The following is an 18,544-nucleotide window of genomic DNA, read 5'->3' on the forward strand; positions in this document are numbered from 1 at the left end:
TAAACAATGGGTGATAATAATATTCAAATTTATTCAACAAGAGAAATGATGACAGCGGTTGTTTTGATGAAACCAGCGTACTCATTCTTTAGAGATACTTTTTTCTCTAAAATACAAACGAGTGTTGCTAGTAAGATTGATGTAGATTTCAAAAAGGGTAGAAGAAAAATGGCTCCTTTTGTAGCACCTCGTGTAGGTGGTGTTCCAGTAAGTAGAGAAGGATATAGAACTGATACATATTCAGTGCCTAAAATTGCGCCTGAAAAGATTACTACTGTAGATGATATCTCAAGCAGACAAATGGGAGAATCAGTTTACAGTATCAAGACTCCTGCTCAAAGAGCTGCTGAATTAACTGGAGAAGATTTAGCTGATCTTGATGAACAAATTACCAGAAGAGAAGAGTGGATGTGTAGAGAAATTCTTCTTAATGGGAAAGTTACAATGAAAGGCATCATTGACGATAAAACCGAATCTACAGTTGATCAGGAAGTAGATTATGGATTTACTCAGAAAGTAACTTTAACTGGAGAAGAAAAATGGGATGCGCCAACTACATCTGATCCACATAATGATTTAAAAATATGGAGACAAGGTGTAATTAAATCAACAGGTAAAGCACCTAATGTAGTTGTAATGGCATCTGATGTAGCAACTATATTTATTAATCATCCAGTTATTCAGAAACTTAATGACGTTTCAAGATACACTTTTGGAAAAGTTGAACCTAAAATCATCAGTCCAGCTGTAACACTTGTTGCATTTCTCCCTGATCTTGGCTTAGAAATCTATCAATATGATGAATGGTTCATTGATGATGATGGTGTTGAAAAAGCCATGATGCCTGAAAAACATTTAATCATGGGTAGTATTAACATGGGTAAAAGGTTATATGGCGCTGTTACTCAGATTGAGTCAGGTTCATTTGTTACATATGAAGGACAAAGGATACCTAAAAATATCGTTGATGAGAAAAACGATATTACAAAATTAAGATTAAGTGCTAGACCATTGCCAGTGCCAAATGACATTGATGATTGGTATGTTGCTGTAGTCTATTAGGAGGTACATACATATGGCAGTAATAGTTAAAAAATACAAAGTCAGAAGCAATAAAATTGAGTATAACGTTGGAGAGATTGTAGAAGATCTCTCCATAGAAGATGAAGAGATGCTAATTGAAAAAGGCTATTGTTCAAGAGTTGACGATGAGGAAGCAGATGATGAAGAAGTTGCTGATAGCAATGACTTTGATCTATCAAAATTAAACATTGAAGATGCAAAGAAACGCATTCAAAGTATTGATGATATTGACCAACTTGATAATCTTCTAGAGCAAGAATCTTCTGGAAAGAGCAGAAAAGGATTAGTTGAATTCATTGAAACAACTATTTTAGAGCATCAGGCTAAATAAAGTAAAGGTGATAAGATGCTGAAATTAAAAGATTTACTTGAAAGTGATTTAAATACTTTTATCAATACAGACGATTTTTCAGAAATTCACAAGGTCAATGGTGTTGATATGGAAATCATCATTGACAAAGAACAATTAAAAGAACATGCATCAAAGATTATCGGAGACGATGGCTTGTACGAGGTGAACGTTCTTTTTTATGTGAAAAAAAGTGAATATGGAATTAAACCAGTATGTGGAGAACGAATAAGTATTGATGGAGATAAGTTCAAATGTTATGACGTTAATGAAGAAGGAATGCTTTATATTATTGAATTGGTGGCGATTGATTCTTGATAAATTTAAGTTATGAAAAGGGAAAGACAGAAGGTAAGTTAGGAAAACAAAAAAAAGAAACCCCAGCGGTTATGTCAAGAGCGATTAATAGAGCTACAGCTAACATGAAAACTACCGCTAATAAAGAAGCAAGGATTCTTTATCATTTAAAATCAAAAGACATTAGTACAACATTTACTCTTAAAAAAGCATCAAAAAGCAATTTGAAGGCGCTTGTTATTTCAAAAGGTTCAAAACTAGGGCTAGAAAAATACAAGGTTAGTCCAACGCAACCTAAGCCTGGTAAAGCACCTAAAGTATTAAAGGTTGCAGTTAAAAAAGATGGATTAAAACCTATTGAAGGAGCATTTGTTGCGGATATTCATGGTATAAAGATATTTAAAAGAACTACAAAAAACAGACTTCCAATTACTAGAAAAATGGGGCCCTCTGTTCCACAGATATTAAAAAACAAAGACATTGTAAAAAGTACTGAGAAAGCAGCAATGAAAATTTATAAAACTCGACTAGACCATGAAATTAAAAGGGTTTTAGGAGCTGAAAAGTAAATGATTCCTATTGAATTACAAGATTATTTAAAAGACAGTATCAAAGAATTATTAAATGGATTCAAAGTCAAAAATTCAAACAATGAATTAAGTGATTTTAATATTTATTCACAAAACATTCCTGTAAAACAAGGAAAAAAAGATAAAGAGCATTATCCATTAATTGTAATTGCAATAGACGAAGGTAGAAGTTCAGATGATGATGACCCTGCATCGGCTGATATTGCAATTTTAGTTGGTATTTATGATGATAGTGAAGACAATCAAGGTTATCGTGATGCAATTAATGTGGGTAATAAGATAATAAATTACTTATTATCTCAAACGCACTTTGATAATAAGCATACACTTAAGCTACCTTTGTCCTATCAACTACCACAGGAAGATATTTCGCCTTATTTTTTACTAGCTATCAATACAACATGGAATGTACCACAAATAACAATCAAAGATGACCAATACACGTAGAAAGGAATGAGAAAACATGGCATATAAACATGGCGTTTATATTCAGGAAACACCAACTAAATTGATTGCACCAGTTTTAGCAAACAGTGCGATACAGTTTATAGTTGGAACGGCTCCAGTTAATTTACTAGATGATCCATCAAGTGCTGTAAATAAAATTATTGTTCTTAATAATTTTGATGAAGCAGTTGAGAAGGTTGGTTATTCAGATTCATTTGATAAATTTTCTTTGTGTCAAGCTATTGATGCATCTTTTAGAATCTTTAATGTTGCACCTATAGTAGTTGTAAATGTACTTGATCCTAGTATTCACAAAATTGCTGTAGTAGATGAACTTAACCCTTTAGTAGCAAGAGAAGTGATCATAGAAGAAGAAGGTATCTTGTTAGATGCCAACTTTGTAGTAAAGGACTCAACAAAAACCACTACATACACCAAGGGTACGGACTATACTTTAGAATTTAATGATATGGGGCATGTATTGTTAAAGGCTTTATTAACAGGAACAATACCAGTAGATGAAACACAGTTATCATTTGGATATAATCAGTTAGATCCAGGTGCAGTTACTGCAGCGGATATTATTGGAGAATATGACATCTTAACAGGAATTTATACAGGACTTCAATTGATTGATCAAGTGTTTCCAGTCAAATCATTGATTCCAGGAGTAATTAATTTACCTGGATGGAGTCATCTACCAATTGTAGCGGCAGAAATGATTGCTAAAACAACAAACATAAATGGTTTGTTCAAATGTGAATGCTTACTAGATATTGATTCAAGTTCTGAAGGTGCATTAATCTTCACTGATGTTGCAGCTTGGAAACAAGAAAATAACTACATTAATGAGCATGCAATTGCGCTATGGCCAAAAGTAAAGGTTTCCTCTAAGGAATACTTTATGTCTGCATTATTTGGCGCACTTATTGCTAATACAGATCATGTAAATGAAGATATTCCTTATGTTTCACCATCAAATAAGCCTTTTAAAATTGAAGCCACAATCATTGATGATGGAACGGAGGTATTTCTTCAATTACCACAAGCCAATGAACTTAACGGTGTTGGTGTTGTGACTGCAATAAACTTTAATGGATGGAAAAGCTGGGGTAATAATACAAGTAAATACCCTTTAACTGTTGATCCTAAAGATAGGTTTATATCTGTAAGAAGAATGTTCGATTGGTGGGGTAATCAGTTTATTAATACGTACACTCAAAAAGTAGATGACCCATTAAATTTAAGACTAATCGAATCCGTTGTAGACGCAGAAAATATTAAAGCGAATGGATTTAAGGCAAGATTTCAAATTGCAGATGCAAGGATTGAATTTTATCAAATTGAAAATCCTACATCAAATCTCATGAATGGAAGTATTAAGTTTAAGCAATATTTAACCCCATATACACCAGCTGAAACCATTGAAAATGAACTTGAATTTGACCCAAGCGCTTTAACAAGTGCTATATTTGGAGGTGCTAATTAATGGGTGTTAACGCTATTCCAGATAAGATTGTAAATTACAATTTATATAACGATGAAGAAAAACTCTTTGGTGTTGGTGGAGAAATAACTCTTCCAAACTTTGAGGCAATGACAGAAACAATTAGTGGAGCTGGTATCTTAGGAGAAATTGAAAGTCCTAACCTTGGACATTTTGGAAGTCTACCACTAGAAATTCCACTTAGAATGCTTGATGAACAAAGCATGAAGATTGTAAGTAAGAGCATGGCAACTATTACACTTAGGGCATCCGAACAAAGCTATGATGTTTCATCAGGAGTCACAGAGCATCGAGGTCTTAAAATTGTTACAAAAGGCATTCCAAAAGGAATAGACCTTGGAACAGCAGGTGTTGGAAAACCTACTGAAACAAAAGTAACCTTAGAGTTAGTGTACATTAAGATCATGCTAGACAATAAGGTTTTGCTCGAACTTGATAAAATTAATTTTGTATTCATTGTAGATGGCAAAGATTTATTAGCTGATGTAAAAAACCAAATATAAATTAGGAGGTAGGTAGTTTTGGACGATAAAAAACAATCGAAAGTAAAAGAGGAGTCAACTGACTCAGTTATTGAAGAAGTGGTTGATCTTGAAGGTGAAGATTCAACCGAGGAAGATGAATATATTGTTAAATTTGATAAACCGTTTACTTTTGAAGGTAATACATATCAAGAGGTTGATTTATCGGGTATGGAAGATCTTTCTACTGCTCAGTTAAAAACAGCTGAGAAAATATATTCAAAGAAGGGAAATGCATCTGCTATAGCTGAAATGAGCATAGCCTATGCATGTATTGTTGCTCACATGGTTACTAAGAAACCTATAGAATTTTTTGATAGATTACCAGCTAAAGAGGGTATGAAAATAAAAAACTTATTAATCGGCTATTTATACAGCTAGGAGTAAGGCAAGGTGATGGAGAAATACTACAAAGAGTAGCCATCAACCTTGCCTTTAATACTTTTACAAGCCTAGAATTCTATCTAAACCTTTCGATAGAAGAGTTTGTAAGGGTAGCCGAAGAAGTTAGTGAGGTGAGTAAAAAGCATGGCTAAAAAAACGACATACGAAACTATTCTTGCTATTGGTGGTAAAGTACAATCATCAATGGGAAAGGCTTTTTCTCAAGCTCAAAAGAATATTTCTGGTCTTGAAAAACAAACAAAAGCAGCCAATGCAACTAATAAGGGATTTTCAGTAGGGTTAAAGACTGTTATTGGAGGCGCATTGGCATATAAAGCGTTTAGTTCTGCAAAAAGTTATTTAAATGAATCTGTTGAAGCAGCAAAAGTGCAAATTGAAGTTGAAACAAAACTTGCAACGGTATTAAAACAAAGAACAAATGCTTCTGAATCACAAATACAATCAATATTAAGCTTATCAGAAGCACAAGAACAACTGGGAATAATTGAAGGAGATGTTCAAATTGCTGGAGCACAACAATTATCTACATTCGTGAATCAAACAGCATCGGTAGAAACGTTATTACCTGCAATGAATAACTTACTTGCTCAGCAAAAAGGGCTTGCAGCTACTACAGGAGATGCAGTAAATATTGGAAATTTAATGGGAAAAGTTTTAAATGGTCAAACAGGAGCACTCACACGTGTAGGTATCTCTTTTAGTACTGCACAAGAAAAGGTACTTAAGTATGGTAATGAACAGGAAAAAGCCGCAATGCTAGCCCAGGTTATTAATGAAAATGTAGGGCAAATGAATAAGGCACTTGCTGAAACTGATGAAGGAAAAATAAAACAATCAACAAATATGTTCGGTCAGATGCAAGAAATGATTGGCAAGAAAATACTTCCAATACAAGCTAAATTCTATGGTTGGTTTGCTGATAAGATTCCTATGATTCAAGGCTTTGTATTAGGTTTAATTGAAAACATTTCAAATGGTGTTACTTTTGTAGGTAATTCTCTTTCTAAATTAAAGCCATATGTGACTTCTGCAGTTGCTAAGTTTGGTCTTTTTAAACCTACGATAAATAATATAACTCAAAAGATATCATGGCTTAAGGGCGTTGCAGTGGATTCTTTTAACAAGATTAAAGCTGTGATAACAGAAAATATACCAACCTTAGTAAGTATTAAAACTAGAATCATCGAGGTAGCAACTAATATTCAGGAAAAACTTAATGGAGCTTTTGAAACTGCAAAGCCTGTCATACAGTGGATGTTTACTGATGCATTGCCTCAAGTTGTAGCAATTTTAATATCAGTAGCGGATAAGGCAACACTTGTCTATGACTTTATAGCTAATAACTGGCCATTAATTGAGCCAATTGTTTATGGTATAATTGGCGCATTTGTAGCTTATAAAGTTATTAATGGAATTATGACAGCTTATACTATTGTCACAGGAATAGCATCTGCTGTAACAGGAGCATTTGGAGTAGCTATAGCTTTTGTAACTTCACCTATTGGCCTTGTTGTTATTGCTATTGGTGCATTGATTGCTATTGGTGTTCTTCTTTATAAGAACTGGGACAAAGTTAAAGCATTTATGATAAGAATTGTAACAGGTATAAAAGATGGAATTGTAAATGCCTTTAATAACGTGGTTGCATTCTTTAAAGAATGGGGTCCAAAAGTTCTTATTGCCCTTACAGGACCATTTGGAATTGCAGTTTCATTAATAGTTCAAAACTGGGATACAATTAAGGTCTTTTTTAGTAATGTATGGATTGCTATTCAAGAGATATTTGCAAATGTTGGTACATGGTTTTCTGAAAAGTTTTTAGCTGCTGTTGAAGGAATAAAAACTGTATTTTCTGGAATAGGAGAATTCTTTGGGGGTATTTTTGATAATGTTGTAGGTACATTTAAAGGCAATATTAATATGATTATTGGACTTATCAATTTTATGATTGATAAGATAAATGGTATTAGTATTGAGGTTCCAGATTGGGTACCAGAAATAGGTGGTAAGACAATAGGGTTAAGCATTCCAAACATACCTCAACTTGCAAATGGTGCATATATTAAACATACACCGGGAGGAGTGCTTGCTAATATCGGGGAAGGAAATCACGATGAAGCAGTTATACCACTTGGAAGTAGACTTGATAAAATTTTTGGTAAGTTAGTGGGTAATAAAACATCAAATGAAAATGAAAATATGTCTTTTACTTATTCACCTAATATCATAATTCAAGGTAATGCTGATGAAAATGTAGTCAGAAAAGCCCTTGATGATGCTCAAAGAGAATTCGAAAAACAAATGAAGACGTGGTTATCAAATAACAAACGATTAAAATTTTCATAAGTAGGTGAATGCCTTGACTACATATAAAACAGTTTTAGGAGATACATGGGATAATATATCTTATAATCAGTATGGATCAAGTAAATTTATAAAAGAATTAATGGAAGCCAATAAAAAACATATTGGAACGGTTATATTTGCCTCTGGTGTGCAAATAATGACACCAGAATTAATAGAAGTCGAAGTAAATAATGATTTACCACCTTGGAGGCGTTGAAATGGAAGCACGAAGATCATATATAAAAATTGAATATCAAGGAATTGATATCACAAAGAATATAGAAAATGATCTAGAAAGCTTTACTTATTCTGATAACGCCTCTGGTGTTGCTGATGATATTTCAATTACTTTAAATAATGATTCGAAAAAATGGTTATTTGATTGGAAACCTACAAAAGGTGATAGTATTAAAGCATCTATGTTAACTAAAAACTGGAGATATAATAAAGATATTCAGGAATTAGTATGTGGTAAATTCATCGTAGATAATGTTGAGTTTGCTGGAAGACCTCTTATAGTAAATATTGGGGCTATTTCAACTCCTTCAAGTTCTGGGTTCATGGAAATTGAAACGTATAGAACATGGAAACAAATTAGTATTAAGCAAATAGCCGAAACAATGGCTAAGAATCATTCTATAGGAATAATCTATGATACAAAATTTAATCCAATTATCAAACACGTTGAACAAGATGGCACTTCAGATAGTGCTTTTTTATTTGAGTTATGTCAAAAAAACGGTTTAGCAATTAAAGCATATAGCAATAAGTTGATTATTTTTAAAGAAGAAGAATACGAAGCTAAAAAAGCAGTTGCTACATTCAAAGAGACTGACCTAAAGAGCTGGTCGGGAAAAAATACTTGGACGGATACAGGATACAGTGGTTGCCAGGTATCATATTCTAATCCTTCAAATGGTAAAACACTATCATATACATTTATTGACAAAACAAAAAAAAATGGAAAGATTTATAAAGTTAAAGAAGCGGTCTCAAATCTAGCAGAAGCACAACTGCTATCAAAAAGTACCTTAAGGAACTTGAATAAGCAAGAAAATACTCTATCAGCTGAAGTTCTTGGTGATCTTAGATTGATTGCAAGTTCATGCGTTAATATTGTAGGGTTAGGAATGTTTGATGGAAAATATTATATTGATAAAGCAACTCATAGTAAGAGCAACGAATATAGCACTTCACTTGAAATGCATAAAGTACTGGAGGGATATTGATGCGTGACGCTATTAGAATTGGCATTGTATCAAGCGTAGATTATACCAATGGTACTGTGCAGGTATTGTTTGGAGATAGGGATAATTCAGTTAGTAAAGATTTGTATGTTTTATCATTTGAATATGATATGCCAAGCGCAGGAGATTATGTTTTATGCGCTTTTTTACCTCATGGTGGCGGAGAAGGTTTTTGCTTAGGAAAGTATTTTAATAATGAAAACAAACCTATTGAAACTGGCAATATTTTTCGTAAAGATATTATGGATGAAGCCTATGTTAAGTATGAAAAGTCAACAAAAACACTAATAATTAGTGCTGATAACATAAGACTAGATGGTAACATTGATATTAATGGAGATTTGGTAGTAAGTGGTAATATAAATGCTTTAGGAAGTGTTACTGCTTCTAATATTCCATAGGGAGTGATTAAAAATGATAGGCACTTTTGGAAAAAGAGTTTTTGAGACATCCGATAAAAAAATATTAACATTCTTAGGCCTTACTAGAAACACAGCTGCTAGATTTGGCTATCATGAAATAATTGGGAAAAAGCCACTAACAGAGTATTTGGGTCCAGCTCTTGATACGATATCTTTTACTATTAATTTAAATGCTAGATTCGGTGTAAATGTTAGAAATGAAATGAATGAATGGGTATTAATGGCCACAAAGGGAGAAGCATATCCACTGATAATAGGAAATAGAGCACTGGGCACCGATTTATGGATTGTACAAAGTGTTGGACAGGCATGGAACATAGTTCTTAATCAAGGGGAGTTAATATCCGGCTCGCTCGATATTACTTTAGAAGAATATATTTCAAGGGTGTGATCAGATGATTATAGATACAAATGCAAATATTAAAATAGACTTTGGAGCAATTGGAGCACAAGAGATAATGCAAAATTTATCAGTTCTATATTCAACTCCCCAGGGGAGCGTAGCCTTTGACAGGGAATTTGGCATTGATTGGAGCATCCTAGACAATCCGCTACCCATTGCAAGAAGCCTGCTTATTTCTGAATACATAATAAAAACTAAAAAATATGAGCCTAGAGCAGAAATAGTTAGTATAGATTTTTTAAATGAGGATGACGAAGCATTATTAAAACCAAAGGTGGTGATTAAGCTTGTCTGATATTTTTGACAATGTACCCGATATTAGTTTTGTTAACAAAGATGTTGAAACCTTACTATCAGAAATGATAAGTGAATACGAACAAGCCTACTTGCAACAAACTGGTGAAACCAAAACTCTAGCACAAGGCGATCCAGTAAGGATATTTATATATTCACAGGCATTAAGGATATATGCAGCCTATCAATTAATTGATTATTCTGCTAAACAAAATTTACTGAAATATGCTGAAGGAGATTATCTCGATAATATTGGAGTAAGAATTGGAGCTCTTAGGCTTCAGGCTTCATCAGCAATATCAAAAGTCAGATTCACTTTATCTGCAACTCAAATAAATACTGTGCCAATTCCAAAAGGAACAAGGGTTAGTACTAGTACTAGCATCTTTTTTGCTACAGAGGAATATGCAGAAATATTACCGGGTGATTTATACGCTGATGTAAATATTCAATGTTCTATTAGTGGAAGTATAGGTAATGGATTTACATCAGGGCAAATAAATGTACTTGTAGATCCAATTGGATTTATTCAATCCGTATCTAATATTACGACATCTCAAGGTGGAACAGATATAGAAAGTGACGAAGCTTTTAGAAACAGAATCGTAATAAAGCCAGAAAGTTTTAGTGTTGCTGGACCATCAGGAGCATACGAGTATTTTGCTAAACAATACAATCAATCAATTATTGATGTAATGGTTTCATCACCCTTACCAGGACAAGTAGATGTTAGATTTATTTTAGAAAACGGAGAAATACCTAACGAAACATTACTTACTGAGGTTGAATCTTACTTAAGTAATAAAACAAGAAGACCTCTAACTGACCAGGTTATTGTTGGTGCGCCAAATCAAGTATCATACGACATTGATGTTACCTACTACATACGTAAATCTGATGTAGTATTAATATCAGATATTCAAGTAGCAATAGAGAATGCAAAGTCAGAATTTATAATATGGCAAAAGTCAAAAATCTCTAGATCAATAAATCCGGATGAATTGCTATATAGGTTAATAAATGCTGGAGCAAAAAGAGTTGTAATAAATGAGCCACAATATTATGCACTACTTGAAACGCAAGTTGCTATAGAAAACAATATAAACTTTGTGTATGGAGGGGTTGAAGATGATTAATATTAAAGAATCTAGCCTTATTAGTCTTTTACCTCCTAACATTAGAGAAAATAGTGATGTAATAGCTGCATGTAAAGCTATAGATGGTGAATTTCAACTAATGGCTGATTCAATAAAAAACACGCTAATTTTTGCAGATATTAATAATGTTTCAGAAAAATTATTAGATCACTTAGCAATTGAAATTAATACTGATTTTTATGATAACACATTGTCATTGGGAACCAAAAGAAATCTTGTAAAGAATGCTTTGATTTATCATTTTACAAAGGGAACTCCACATGCAGTAGAATTACTTGTAACAGATGCATTTGATAGTGCGAAAGTAGAAGAGTGGTTTGAGTATGGGGGTGACCCTTTTTATTTTAAAGTGACAACATCAGATGCTATCATTGACCCAAATAAAATCAATCAACTAATAGAAGCAATTAGTTCGATTAAGAATATGAGAAGTCACTTAGAAAGTATTAATATTGAAAGAATTACAGTATTACAGCCATCAATAGGAATCTTAATTAGTGGTGGTGATATTACAACTCTTTCAACAAATATTCCAACGTAAGGAGAATAATGATATGGCTAACTTTGGAGTAATGAAAATTACGAATCTTGGTTTAAATCTATTTGCAAAAGCACAGACAGGTACTCAAATCCTATTTACTAAAATGCAGTCAGGAAACAGCATACTTCCTCCAGGAACTGTAATTGAAACACTAACTCAGTTAATATCACCTGATTTTGATGTTGATATTGAATCTATAACTATTGATCAAGTAAATCACATTGCAAAAATTAAAGGGACAAAAGATAATATAGGCATGTTAGAAGGTGTCTTTTCTAGAGAAATCGGTTTGTTTGCTAATGATCCAGACGTTGGTGAGGTGCTTTATGCATATGCAAATGCTGGGGAGTATCCTGATTACATACCACCTGAATCATCGGGACCATATACAAAGACGTTTGCTATTAATGCAGCCATTGGTAATGCAGCTAATGTTACCGCAGTAATACCTTTAGACATTTATGTTTCTCAAGATACTTTTAATGACTTCAAGGATGAAACTAGTGCGTCTTTGGCTGATTATACGAAGATAATCCCTTATGGTGGAACTACAACTGGAGTAGCAAATACATATGCAATAGCGACACCTACTATATCCGCACTAACTACTGGAATGGCAGTAAGTGTTAAAATCAACATTAATAGTACAGGAGCATCAACACTCAATTGGGATGGTAAAGGTGCTAAAACTATAAAAAAAGCAGATGGAACAAATGTAACAAATTTAAAGTCAACAGGAATTTATACATTGAGGTATGATGGAACAAATTTTATCTTACAGGGTGAAGGAGGTGAGTATGGAACTGCAACCCAAGCGGATGTAAAAAACACTAAAACAATAGGAACGTCACTAGGAGTAATTCAAGGAACATTAGATTTAACAAATCTAACAGCAGGGAATATTAAAAAAGATATTGTTATTGATGGAATTACTGGCACTTTAGTACCATTTCCGAATTTAACTTCTGGTTCATACCCTTTTGCAATAAGTGATACAGATGATGCTTCTGGGTCAACTTCATATGGATTAATAAAATCTATTAGAGTTAAAACTGGTGGCACAGTCACAGTTTCTTTTTCAGCATGGCGTTCATATAATGGGATGTCCTCTTTTGCAAGGGTTTATATAAATGGTATTGCAAGGGGTATAGAAAGAAGTGTTCCATATAGCACTGCAACAACATGGACTGAGGATTTTAATGTAAATGCAGGAGATTATATTCAAATATATGGATATGTAACTCTTAGCCCATATTTAATTAGAGTTGGAGGTTTCAGAATAAAATCTGCTAATGATCAAATGTATAATTTAGTGCAAGGCTCATTATAAATTAGGAGGTTAAATAATGAATTACAAGATTCAATATAATACGCAAGAAGAAAGAAATGTAATTGTAAACAAGAACTTAAGCTTATTCTTAATCGAAGAACAGAATATAACAGAAGGAAATTTTTTGGTATTTTCAGACTTGAAACCTTTAGAGCTTCTATTAAATGACATTAGAAATAATACTGATTTAATTATTTTGAAACAGGAGGGATTACTATAATGAATGAATCTTATTTAGAAAAGTTAATTTCTCTAATTAAGCAAGGAATAATTAATGTTGAACAAATCAAAGATGTTGCATATAAAGCGGAAGTTATAAATCGATTAATTGCTTCAACATAGGAACATATTACGCAGTACATAATTAACTACAAGGGAGCTGTTAAGGCTCTCTTTTTAATGGGGAAAGGAGATGTATATGGATGTAACGATAAATCTTAATCTTATTTTAGCGGTTATATCAATTTTGAGTACTCTTATCGTATCTATTATTGCCATTATTAAGATCTACTCGAAAATAGCTCTGTCTCTAAATAATATTAATAATCATCAAATTCAGACAAATGAGAAGCTCGTAAAAATCGAAACGATGCTACTTGATCTAGATTCGAGAATTGATGAAAATTCAAGTGATATCGAAGAAAATTCGCAACAAATTGAACTTATTAACCAAAAGTGTAAACTTACACATATGAAAAGTTAGGAGATGATTCAATGGTAACAAATATTCAATTAGTGGAATTTGTAAAAAAAGCTTTGAGTGAGAATTGGGGATATTGTTTAGGTTCATTTGGAAATATCTTAACCCCTGCCTTCATGAGCCAAAAAATGAAACAAGGGTATGGTGTCGGTGAGTATAATACTAAGCACAAAACATACCTTCAAAAGTTTCTTAACAAAAGAGTAAGTGATTGTTACGGTCTTGTAAAGGCCTTTGTTTGGTGGAATGATGGTAATGTTAAATACATTGCTAGTCAGGACAGAAATCAAGAAGGGGCTTTTAATGCGGCAAAAGAAAAGGGGCCTATTTCAAATATCCCAGAAATACCAGGACTTGTTTTATGGATGAAAGGTCATGCAGGTATTTATATCGGTGGTGGGGAATTTATTGAATGCGCAGGAGCTCCTACGGGGATGTTTAAAGGTAAGATTCAAAACGGTAAAGTTGTAAGTGGTAGCAAGTTTACGCATTGGTTTAAAGATACTTATATTACATATGTAAGTGCTCCAAAAACAGCAACTGTTCCAGTAAATGAAAAGATTAAGATAGATCTTAATGGAAAGAAAAAAGAGATTATTGGTTATTCAAAAGAAAATGTTATTTATGTTAAATTGAATAATCAGGATGTGGCTTTAAGAACTTTTGCTGAAATGTTGGGTTTGAAAGTAGAATGGGATAACACTAATAAAGTGGTGATGCTTAAGTGCTAAAAAAGAAAAAAGAAGGATTGTTTTCAAAGCTATTACTGTTATTGGTAATAGCTTTAAATATTTGGTTCACTAATAGAGTTTTAAATATTGTTTCAATGGGTATGAGTGAACCAGTAGTATTGATTGGATCATGGTTTTTATTTACTGGAACTGAAGTTTGGATTATGGCAAACATCAAAAAACAAAAAATAAAGAAGGAAAATGGTGATAATAATGGATAAGTTGACATTGAATTTATTTGTTGCAGTTGTATTTGTTTGCATTCTCGGCTTACTATGGTATTACGGAAAGAAAAAAGTTGTTCAAAACATTATTTTAGGTTTAGTAATTCGAGCTGAACTAAATTGGGGTTCAGGAGCTGGGAAAATAAAATTTATAGAGGTTATGTCTAGTATATATGAAAAGCTCCCACTAATTATTCAAGTGTTTGTTCCGCAGGCCATTATAACAAAATGGATAGAAGATGCAGTTAAATACATAAAAACAGAATTGGTGCAAGGTAAAGATGGAGCTACTGTTACAATAGAAGAAAAACTAAGCACTGAATAAAATAAATAGACAAAGAACTATTGGAAAGATTCTCGTTAGTTTGGTCTTTTCATTTGTATCAAGTTTGAAGATGATCTTCTCCACGAGATTAAAAGGGGTTTTTAGTTTTATGTAGAATTATATAATATAGGTATAATAGAACGTATAAATATCATTAGGAGGTGAAAGCATGCTTAATAAAGAAAGAATATTATCATTAATAATTACACTATTAATAGTAGTCATTGGGGCTGAGAGTTATTTTTTAATTAATAAAGATCAAAAAATAAAAAGAATGAATGATGAAGCTATTAATGTAGTTAATGAGTTTGAAATTCAAAAACAAAAGTATGATAGTTTATTAAATAACGAGAGCAAAGAATTAGCTGAAAAAGTAATTATTCACTCTTATCAAGTATATTCTGATGCAGGTATCTTAACGAAAAATGATAATACATATATATTTAGAGTCTTGGAATTGCAATCTAACATGAAGATTATTAGTAACTCTTATAGCGGAGATGACAAGGACATTAAAGATATGTTAGTTAAAATACAGAAGATGCTAGACTTTACCTTTGATAATAGATTTAACATTGAAAAAATGTCAGATGATGAAAAATCTACATATTTTAATAAGAGCCTAGACCTATATGTGCAGGCAGGCGAGGCTTTAGATATATGCATATCAAAATACGCGTTGTTTGATAGGGTCGGATTAGAATAATTATGATTTGCAGAAAATAGTTTGCCATAGAAGAAAAATTAAGTACAGTATAATAATAATATTCTTAGAAAAAGAACCTACTAAACTTGGAGCCATCCTAGTTAGTAGGTTTTTTGTTATTCATCGAATAATTATTTTAATAAAATTCAATTATAAATTGTCTAATATTGTATAATTATATGAATTTACATGATATAATGACGTAAATACGATTTTTTGTGTCTAACAAAACTATTTTAGAACACCTTATTATTATGAGATAAACTTGGAAATTAGCGGATATCTAGAATTGACATGCTTTATTGTAATACAGCATCACGGATGATAAAATGAGGACAGAGATATGTATATAAAATAATTTTTAGAATTGGAGCAATCTAGCTATAAAAAATCGTTATACAGAGGGGGGAATTTACATGTCAACATTTCAAACAGTTGTACCAAATATTGAAGGAAATAGGAAATTAAGAACACCTCAAATTGAGGCATATCTTAATATTAAAGAATATTTCATCAATAATCCTCAGGGGGAAGCTTTAGTTGTTCTACCAACAGGGACTGGCAAGAGTGGTCTAATATCTATAGCACCATATGGTATAGCAAAAAAAAGAGTTCTTATTATTACGCCTGGATTAGTAACTAAAAAGAGTGTCGTAAAGTCATTGCATCCACTTGAAGAAAATTTTTGGATAAAGTATGATGTAATTTTTGATCCAGAAGATCAACCGGTTGTTGAAGAGTATCAACCAGATATGTTAGAATCAAGCTTGAAAAAATGTGATTTTATAATAACAAATGTCCAAAAATTACAAAGCAAGAGTAAGAAATCATTAATTAATAGAGTTGACCCTGACTTTTTTGATATGGTTATAATTGATGAAGCACATCACTCTGTTGCTAATACATGGGTGAAAGCTCTAAAATATTTTAAGAAGGCAAAAAAATTGCATGTTACAGGTACACCGTACAGAGGAGATCAACAGGAACTGCCAGGTAAAGAAATTCATAATACCGCACTTTCAGAAGTAATGGCTCTTAAGTATGTCAAGTGGTTACGAAATCAACCAGTTAATAATCATGAACTGTATTTTACGATACCTGGTAACGATCAAAGACTTAGTAAAGACGAAGTCTTAGAATTTAAGGACAAAGAATGGATTGAGAAATCTGTTGCCATGTCAAAAGAATGTTCGATGGATGTTATAAAAGAAAGTATTAGGTTACTTAAGGACTATAAAGCGTCATCACCAAAGGTGCAACATAAAATATTAGCTACTGCATGTAGTATCGCCCATGCAGAAGATATAAAAAAATGGTATGAATTAGCTGGCATGAGAGTTGAAATTGTTCACAGTGATATTAATAGTGATGAACTAGAAAAAAGATTCTTACGCATTGAAGACCATGAATGTGATGTTGTAGTATCAGTAAATATGCTAATGGAAGGATATGATCATAAGTATCTAACGGTATTGGCACTTTTTAGACCATATAGAAGCTTGAATGCATTTGCACAAGTAGTCGGTAGGGTACTTAGGGCAATACCTGATGATGAAATTACAGCATTTGAAATAGATAATAATGCCGTCATCGTTTATCATGAAGAGACGGGGCTAACTGATATGTGGAACTTTTTCTCAGAAGAGGTAGAAAAAAGCAAGAAATATAAAATTAGGGAGTATAGTGGATATGAATCAGACTATAAACATAGAGAAATAATATTTGCTGAAGTTGACATTGATGGGCATTATTCACTTGATCAAGGCTCTTATTTAAAAGAATTAGATTTCAGTAGATTATTTGAAGAGGCTAGAGAAAGAGTCAAGGAAAAGTCGAATGCTAGGTATGAGGAATTGAAGAAAAGTAATCTTAGTAAAGATGAACTTGAGGCGCTAAGAAACTTCAATGAGCGCAAAGTATTTGATGAAGAGAAAGATGAAATTGATGCGATAATGCTTGATAAGAGACCAGAAGCTGCTAGAAAAAGGTACAGAGATATGCATGTAAAAAGTGCTCAAGAGGGTGTAGATCAATTACTTGAAAAGAAAGGTATAGACCCTAAGGCCTCGACATTATATAATAAGTTTAAGGGTGTATTATATGGACTTTCAAAAGTAACTCCGAATGATGGTATACTTGTTAGGTATGTAAATGCGAGGGTAAGTAAAAGATATGGTAAAATGGATAAGAGAGAACTGGGTAAGATGGGACTTTCTTTAAAATATATGCATACAATTTTAGTTGAATTGGAGGAGATGATTTAATGGATATAAGTAAAATGATTTTGTCAAAAGTAAAAAGGCTTGCATGGATTGCTGATAATGATGGTGTATTACCATCGGGGTTAGTGGACAATGTTTTTCTTGATGCATATGAATCGATGAGTATAAAAAAAGAGAACAATCAATTATTCGTGGAATTAGTGTTTGAAGAGCAAGTAGATGACGAGCGTATAACAACAAAAATGATATATACATACTCGCTAAATAAAAAACTTTTAAGAATTGAAGAAGTTGGAAATATGGGAAATATAATTGAGTGGGACAGAGATATAATAATCAATGAGTTAATTGAAGATATTATGGATTATATTGAGGTTCACTATTCAAGAAATGAGCAAATTGATTTTTTCAATAGTTTACCGAAAGATATTTCTCAGCTGATAATAAAAAGATTTGAAGTAGCATAAAAATATGTACGTTATTATTATAAACTAAAGTATCTAAAAAGCGACATATTACCAATTGGTTATTAATAATAGCCAAAGTATCGGTAACGATAAGTGTATATGTGTTGTACAACATGCTTATAATACGCAATAATTTTGTAAAGAACCTACTAACTTGGAGCAATCCTTGTTGATAGGTTCTTTTTTATTGCATTTTAATATTACTATGATATACTTTTGTTATATTATAA

At 32.5% G+C, this 18,544-nt stretch carries 25 protein-coding genes; all 25 read left to right on the top strand.

What is annotated here, in order from left to right:
* Nucleotides 1-6: 6 nt before the first annotated feature.
* The 25 genes from CVU84_03100 to CVU84_03220 all read left to right on the top strand — a co-directional run bounded on the left by CVU84_03100 (nucleotide 7) and on the right by CVU84_03220 (nucleotide 18,314).
* Nucleotides 7-1,062 (top strand): major capsid protein, encoded by a 1,056-nt coding sequence (locus CVU84_03100; protein ID PKM95801.1) that lies wholly within the window; start codon nucleotides 7-9, stop codon nucleotides 1,060-1,062.
* 13 nt (nucleotides 1,063-1,075) lie between these two features.
* Entirely contained in the window at nucleotides 1,076-1,414 is a 339-nt protein-coding gene (locus tag CVU84_03105; GenBank protein ID PKM95802.1) for a hypothetical protein, read from the top strand.
* Nucleotides 1,415-1,429: 15 nt separating this feature from the next.
* Nucleotides 1,430-1,750: a hypothetical protein gene (locus CVU84_03110; GenBank protein ID PKM95803.1), complete on the top strand. Its 321-nt coding sequence runs from the start codon at nucleotides 1,430-1,432 to the stop codon at nucleotides 1,748-1,750.
* Nucleotides 1,747-2,298, top strand: coding sequence for a hypothetical protein (locus CVU84_03115; GenBank protein PKM95804.1), 552 nt, complete (start codon nucleotides 1,747-1,749; stop codon nucleotides 2,296-2,298). Before CVU84_03110 ends, CVU84_03115 begins: the two co-directional genes overlap by 4 nt.
* Complete coding sequence (locus tag CVU84_03120; GenBank protein ID PKM95805.1) at nucleotides 2,299-2,766, top strand: hypothetical protein; 468 nt, start codon at nucleotides 2,299-2,301, stop codon at nucleotides 2,764-2,766. It begins immediately after the preceding gene.
* Nucleotides 2,767-2,782: 16 nt separating this feature from the next.
* On the top strand, nucleotides 2,783-4,255 hold the full coding sequence (locus tag CVU84_03125) for a phage tail protein (GenBank protein PKM95806.1): 1,473 nt from the start codon (nucleotides 2,783-2,785) through the stop codon (nucleotides 4,253-4,255).
* The gene (locus CVU84_03130) at nucleotides 4,255-4,776 is read left to right on the top strand and encodes a phage tail protein (GenBank protein ID PKM95807.1); all 522 of its coding nucleotides are present in this window, start codon (nucleotides 4,255-4,257) and stop codon (nucleotides 4,774-4,776) included. The genes CVU84_03125 and CVU84_03130 overlap by 1 nt, the downstream gene beginning before the upstream one ends.
* An 18-nt stretch (nucleotides 4,777-4,794) precedes the next feature.
* The gene (locus CVU84_03135) at nucleotides 4,795-5,175 is read left to right on the top strand and encodes a hypothetical protein (protein ID PKM95808.1); all 381 of its coding nucleotides are present in this window, start codon (nucleotides 4,795-4,797) and stop codon (nucleotides 5,173-5,175) included.
* A 147-nt stretch (nucleotides 5,176-5,322) separates the two neighbouring features.
* Nucleotides 5,323-7,545, top strand: coding sequence for a hypothetical protein (locus CVU84_03140; protein PKM95809.1), 2,223 nt, complete (start codon nucleotides 5,323-5,325; stop codon nucleotides 7,543-7,545).
* 13 nt (nucleotides 7,546-7,558) lie between these two features.
* Nucleotides 7,559-7,762 carry a phage tail protein gene (locus CVU84_03145; GenBank protein PKM95810.1) on the top strand — a complete coding sequence of 68 codons (204 nt, stop codon included), beginning with the start codon at nucleotides 7,559-7,561 and terminating at the stop codon, nucleotides 7,760-7,762.
* Nucleotide 7,763: 1 nt separating this feature from the next.
* Nucleotides 7,764-8,774, top strand: a complete 1,011-nt coding sequence (locus CVU84_03150) for a hypothetical protein (GenBank protein ID PKM95811.1) — start codon at nucleotides 7,764-7,766, stop codon at nucleotides 8,772-8,774.
* Nucleotides 8,774-9,193, top strand: coding sequence for a hypothetical protein (locus CVU84_03155; protein ID PKM95812.1), 420 nt, complete (start codon nucleotides 8,774-8,776; stop codon nucleotides 9,191-9,193). The genes CVU84_03150 and CVU84_03155 overlap by 1 nt, the downstream gene beginning before the upstream one ends.
* Before the next feature lie 13 nt (nucleotides 9,194-9,206).
* Nucleotides 9,207-9,605: a hypothetical protein gene (locus CVU84_03160; GenBank protein PKM95813.1), complete on the top strand. Its 399-nt coding sequence runs from the start codon at nucleotides 9,207-9,209 to the stop codon at nucleotides 9,603-9,605.
* Nucleotides 9,606-9,609: 4 nt separating this feature from the next.
* The gene (locus CVU84_03165) at nucleotides 9,610-9,912 is read left to right on the top strand and encodes a hypothetical protein (GenBank protein PKM95814.1); all 303 of its coding nucleotides are present in this window, start codon (nucleotides 9,610-9,612) and stop codon (nucleotides 9,910-9,912) included.
* Nucleotides 9,905-11,047: a hypothetical protein gene (locus tag CVU84_03170; GenBank protein PKM95815.1), complete on the top strand. Its 1,143-nt coding sequence runs from the start codon at nucleotides 9,905-9,907 to the stop codon at nucleotides 11,045-11,047. Before CVU84_03165 ends, CVU84_03170 begins: the two co-directional genes overlap by 8 nt.
* The gene (locus CVU84_03175; GenBank protein ID PKM95816.1) at nucleotides 11,025-11,609 is read left to right on the top strand and encodes a phage tail protein I; all 585 of its coding nucleotides are present in this window, start codon (nucleotides 11,025-11,027) and stop codon (nucleotides 11,607-11,609) included. The genes CVU84_03170 and CVU84_03175 overlap by 23 nt, the downstream gene beginning before the upstream one ends.
* Nucleotides 11,610-11,622: 13 nt before the next feature.
* A complete protein-coding gene (locus tag CVU84_03180; GenBank protein ID PKM95817.1) occupies nucleotides 11,623-12,939 on the top strand; it encodes a hypothetical protein in 1,317 nt (438 codons plus the stop codon).
* A gap of 16 nt (nucleotides 12,940-12,955) precedes the next feature.
* A complete protein-coding gene (locus tag CVU84_03185; protein PKM95818.1) occupies nucleotides 12,956-13,159 on the top strand; it encodes a hypothetical protein in 204 nt (67 codons plus the stop codon).
* Nucleotides 13,160-13,357: 198 nt separating this feature from the next.
* Complete coding sequence (locus CVU84_03190) at nucleotides 13,358-13,642, top strand: hypothetical protein (GenBank protein ID PKM95819.1); 285 nt, start codon at nucleotides 13,358-13,360, stop codon at nucleotides 13,640-13,642.
* An 11-nt stretch (nucleotides 13,643-13,653) separates the two neighbouring features.
* Complete coding sequence (locus CVU84_03195; GenBank protein PKM95820.1) at nucleotides 13,654-14,370, top strand: hypothetical protein; 717 nt, start codon at nucleotides 13,654-13,656, stop codon at nucleotides 14,368-14,370.
* Nucleotides 14,364-14,591: a hypothetical protein gene (locus CVU84_03200; GenBank protein ID PKM95821.1), complete on the top strand. Its 228-nt coding sequence runs from the start codon at nucleotides 14,364-14,366 to the stop codon at nucleotides 14,589-14,591. The genes CVU84_03195 and CVU84_03200 overlap by 7 nt, the downstream gene beginning before the upstream one ends.
* Complete coding sequence (locus tag CVU84_03205; GenBank protein PKM95822.1) at nucleotides 14,584-14,919, top strand: hypothetical protein; 336 nt, start codon at nucleotides 14,584-14,586, stop codon at nucleotides 14,917-14,919. The genes CVU84_03200 and CVU84_03205 overlap by 8 nt, the downstream gene beginning before the upstream one ends.
* A gap of 169 nt (nucleotides 14,920-15,088) precedes the next feature.
* Complete coding sequence (locus tag CVU84_03210) at nucleotides 15,089-15,625, top strand: hypothetical protein (protein PKM95823.1); 537 nt, start codon at nucleotides 15,089-15,091, stop codon at nucleotides 15,623-15,625.
* 416 nt (nucleotides 15,626-16,041) lie between these two features.
* Nucleotides 16,042-17,889 (top strand): helicase, encoded by a 1,848-nt coding sequence (locus CVU84_03215; protein PKM95824.1) that lies wholly within the window; start codon nucleotides 16,042-16,044, stop codon nucleotides 17,887-17,889.
* The gene (locus tag CVU84_03220) at nucleotides 17,889-18,314 is read left to right on the top strand and encodes a hypothetical protein (GenBank protein ID PKM95825.1); all 426 of its coding nucleotides are present in this window, start codon (nucleotides 17,889-17,891) and stop codon (nucleotides 18,312-18,314) included. The genes CVU84_03215 and CVU84_03220 overlap by 1 nt, the downstream gene beginning before the upstream one ends.
* The last annotated feature ends 230 nt before the right edge of the window (nucleotides 18,315-18,544 follow it).

The sequence above is a fragment of the Firmicutes bacterium HGW-Firmicutes-1 genome (assembly GCA_002841625.1).
Lineage (GTDB): Bacteria > Bacillota > Clostridia > Lachnospirales > Vallitaleaceae > HGW-1.

Bases quoted from the DNA above. Each gene is read 5' to 3' on its own strand.
- CVU84_03100 (PKM95801.1), top strand. From the start codon at position 7: ATGGGTGATAATAATATTCAAATTTATTCAACAAGAGAAATGATGACA.
- CVU84_03105 (PKM95802.1), top strand. From the start codon at position 1,076: ATGGCAGTAATAGTTAAAAAATACAAAGTCAGAAGCAATAAAATTGAG.
- CVU84_03110 (PKM95803.1), top strand. From the start codon at position 1,430: ATGCTGAAATTAAAAGATTTACTTGAAAGTGATTTAAATACTTTTATC.
- CVU84_03120 (PKM95805.1), top strand. From the start codon at position 2,299: ATGATTCCTATTGAATTACAAGATTATTTAAAAGACAGTATCAAAGAA.
- CVU84_03125 (PKM95806.1), top strand. From the start codon at position 2,783: ATGGCATATAAACATGGCGTTTATATTCAGGAAACACCAACTAAATTG.
- CVU84_03130 (PKM95807.1), top strand. From the start codon at position 4,255: ATGGGTGTTAACGCTATTCCAGATAAGATTGTAAATTACAATTTATAT.
- CVU84_03140 (PKM95809.1), top strand. From the start codon at position 5,323: ATGGCTAAAAAAACGACATACGAAACTATTCTTGCTATTGGTGGTAAA.
- CVU84_03150 (PKM95811.1), top strand. From the start codon at position 7,764: ATGGAAGCACGAAGATCATATATAAAAATTGAATATCAAGGAATTGAT.
- CVU84_03155 (PKM95812.1), top strand. From the start codon at position 8,774: ATGCGTGACGCTATTAGAATTGGCATTGTATCAAGCGTAGATTATACC.
- CVU84_03160 (PKM95813.1), top strand. From the start codon at position 9,207: ATGATAGGCACTTTTGGAAAAAGAGTTTTTGAGACATCCGATAAAAAA.
- CVU84_03165 (PKM95814.1), top strand. From the start codon at position 9,610: ATGATTATAGATACAAATGCAAATATTAAAATAGACTTTGGAGCAATT.
- CVU84_03175 (PKM95816.1), top strand. From the start codon at position 11,025: ATGGAGGGGTTGAAGATGATTAATATTAAAGAATCTAGCCTTATTAGT.
- CVU84_03180 (PKM95817.1), top strand. From the start codon at position 11,623: ATGGCTAACTTTGGAGTAATGAAAATTACGAATCTTGGTTTAAATCTA.
- CVU84_03185 (PKM95818.1), top strand. From the start codon at position 12,956: ATGAATTACAAGATTCAATATAATACGCAAGAAGAAAGAAATGTAATT.
- CVU84_03190 (PKM95819.1), top strand. From the start codon at position 13,358: ATGGATGTAACGATAAATCTTAATCTTATTTTAGCGGTTATATCAATT.
- CVU84_03195 (PKM95820.1), top strand. From the start codon at position 13,654: ATGGTAACAAATATTCAATTAGTGGAATTTGTAAAAAAAGCTTTGAGT.
- CVU84_03205 (PKM95822.1), top strand. From the start codon at position 14,584: ATGGATAAGTTGACATTGAATTTATTTGTTGCAGTTGTATTTGTTTGC.
- CVU84_03210 (PKM95823.1), top strand. From the start codon at position 15,089: ATGCTTAATAAAGAAAGAATATTATCATTAATAATTACACTATTAATA.
- CVU84_03215 (PKM95824.1), top strand. From the start codon at position 16,042: ATGTCAACATTTCAAACAGTTGTACCAAATATTGAAGGAAATAGGAAA.
- CVU84_03220 (PKM95825.1), top strand. From the start codon at position 17,889: ATGGATATAAGTAAAATGATTTTGTCAAAAGTAAAAAGGCTTGCATGG.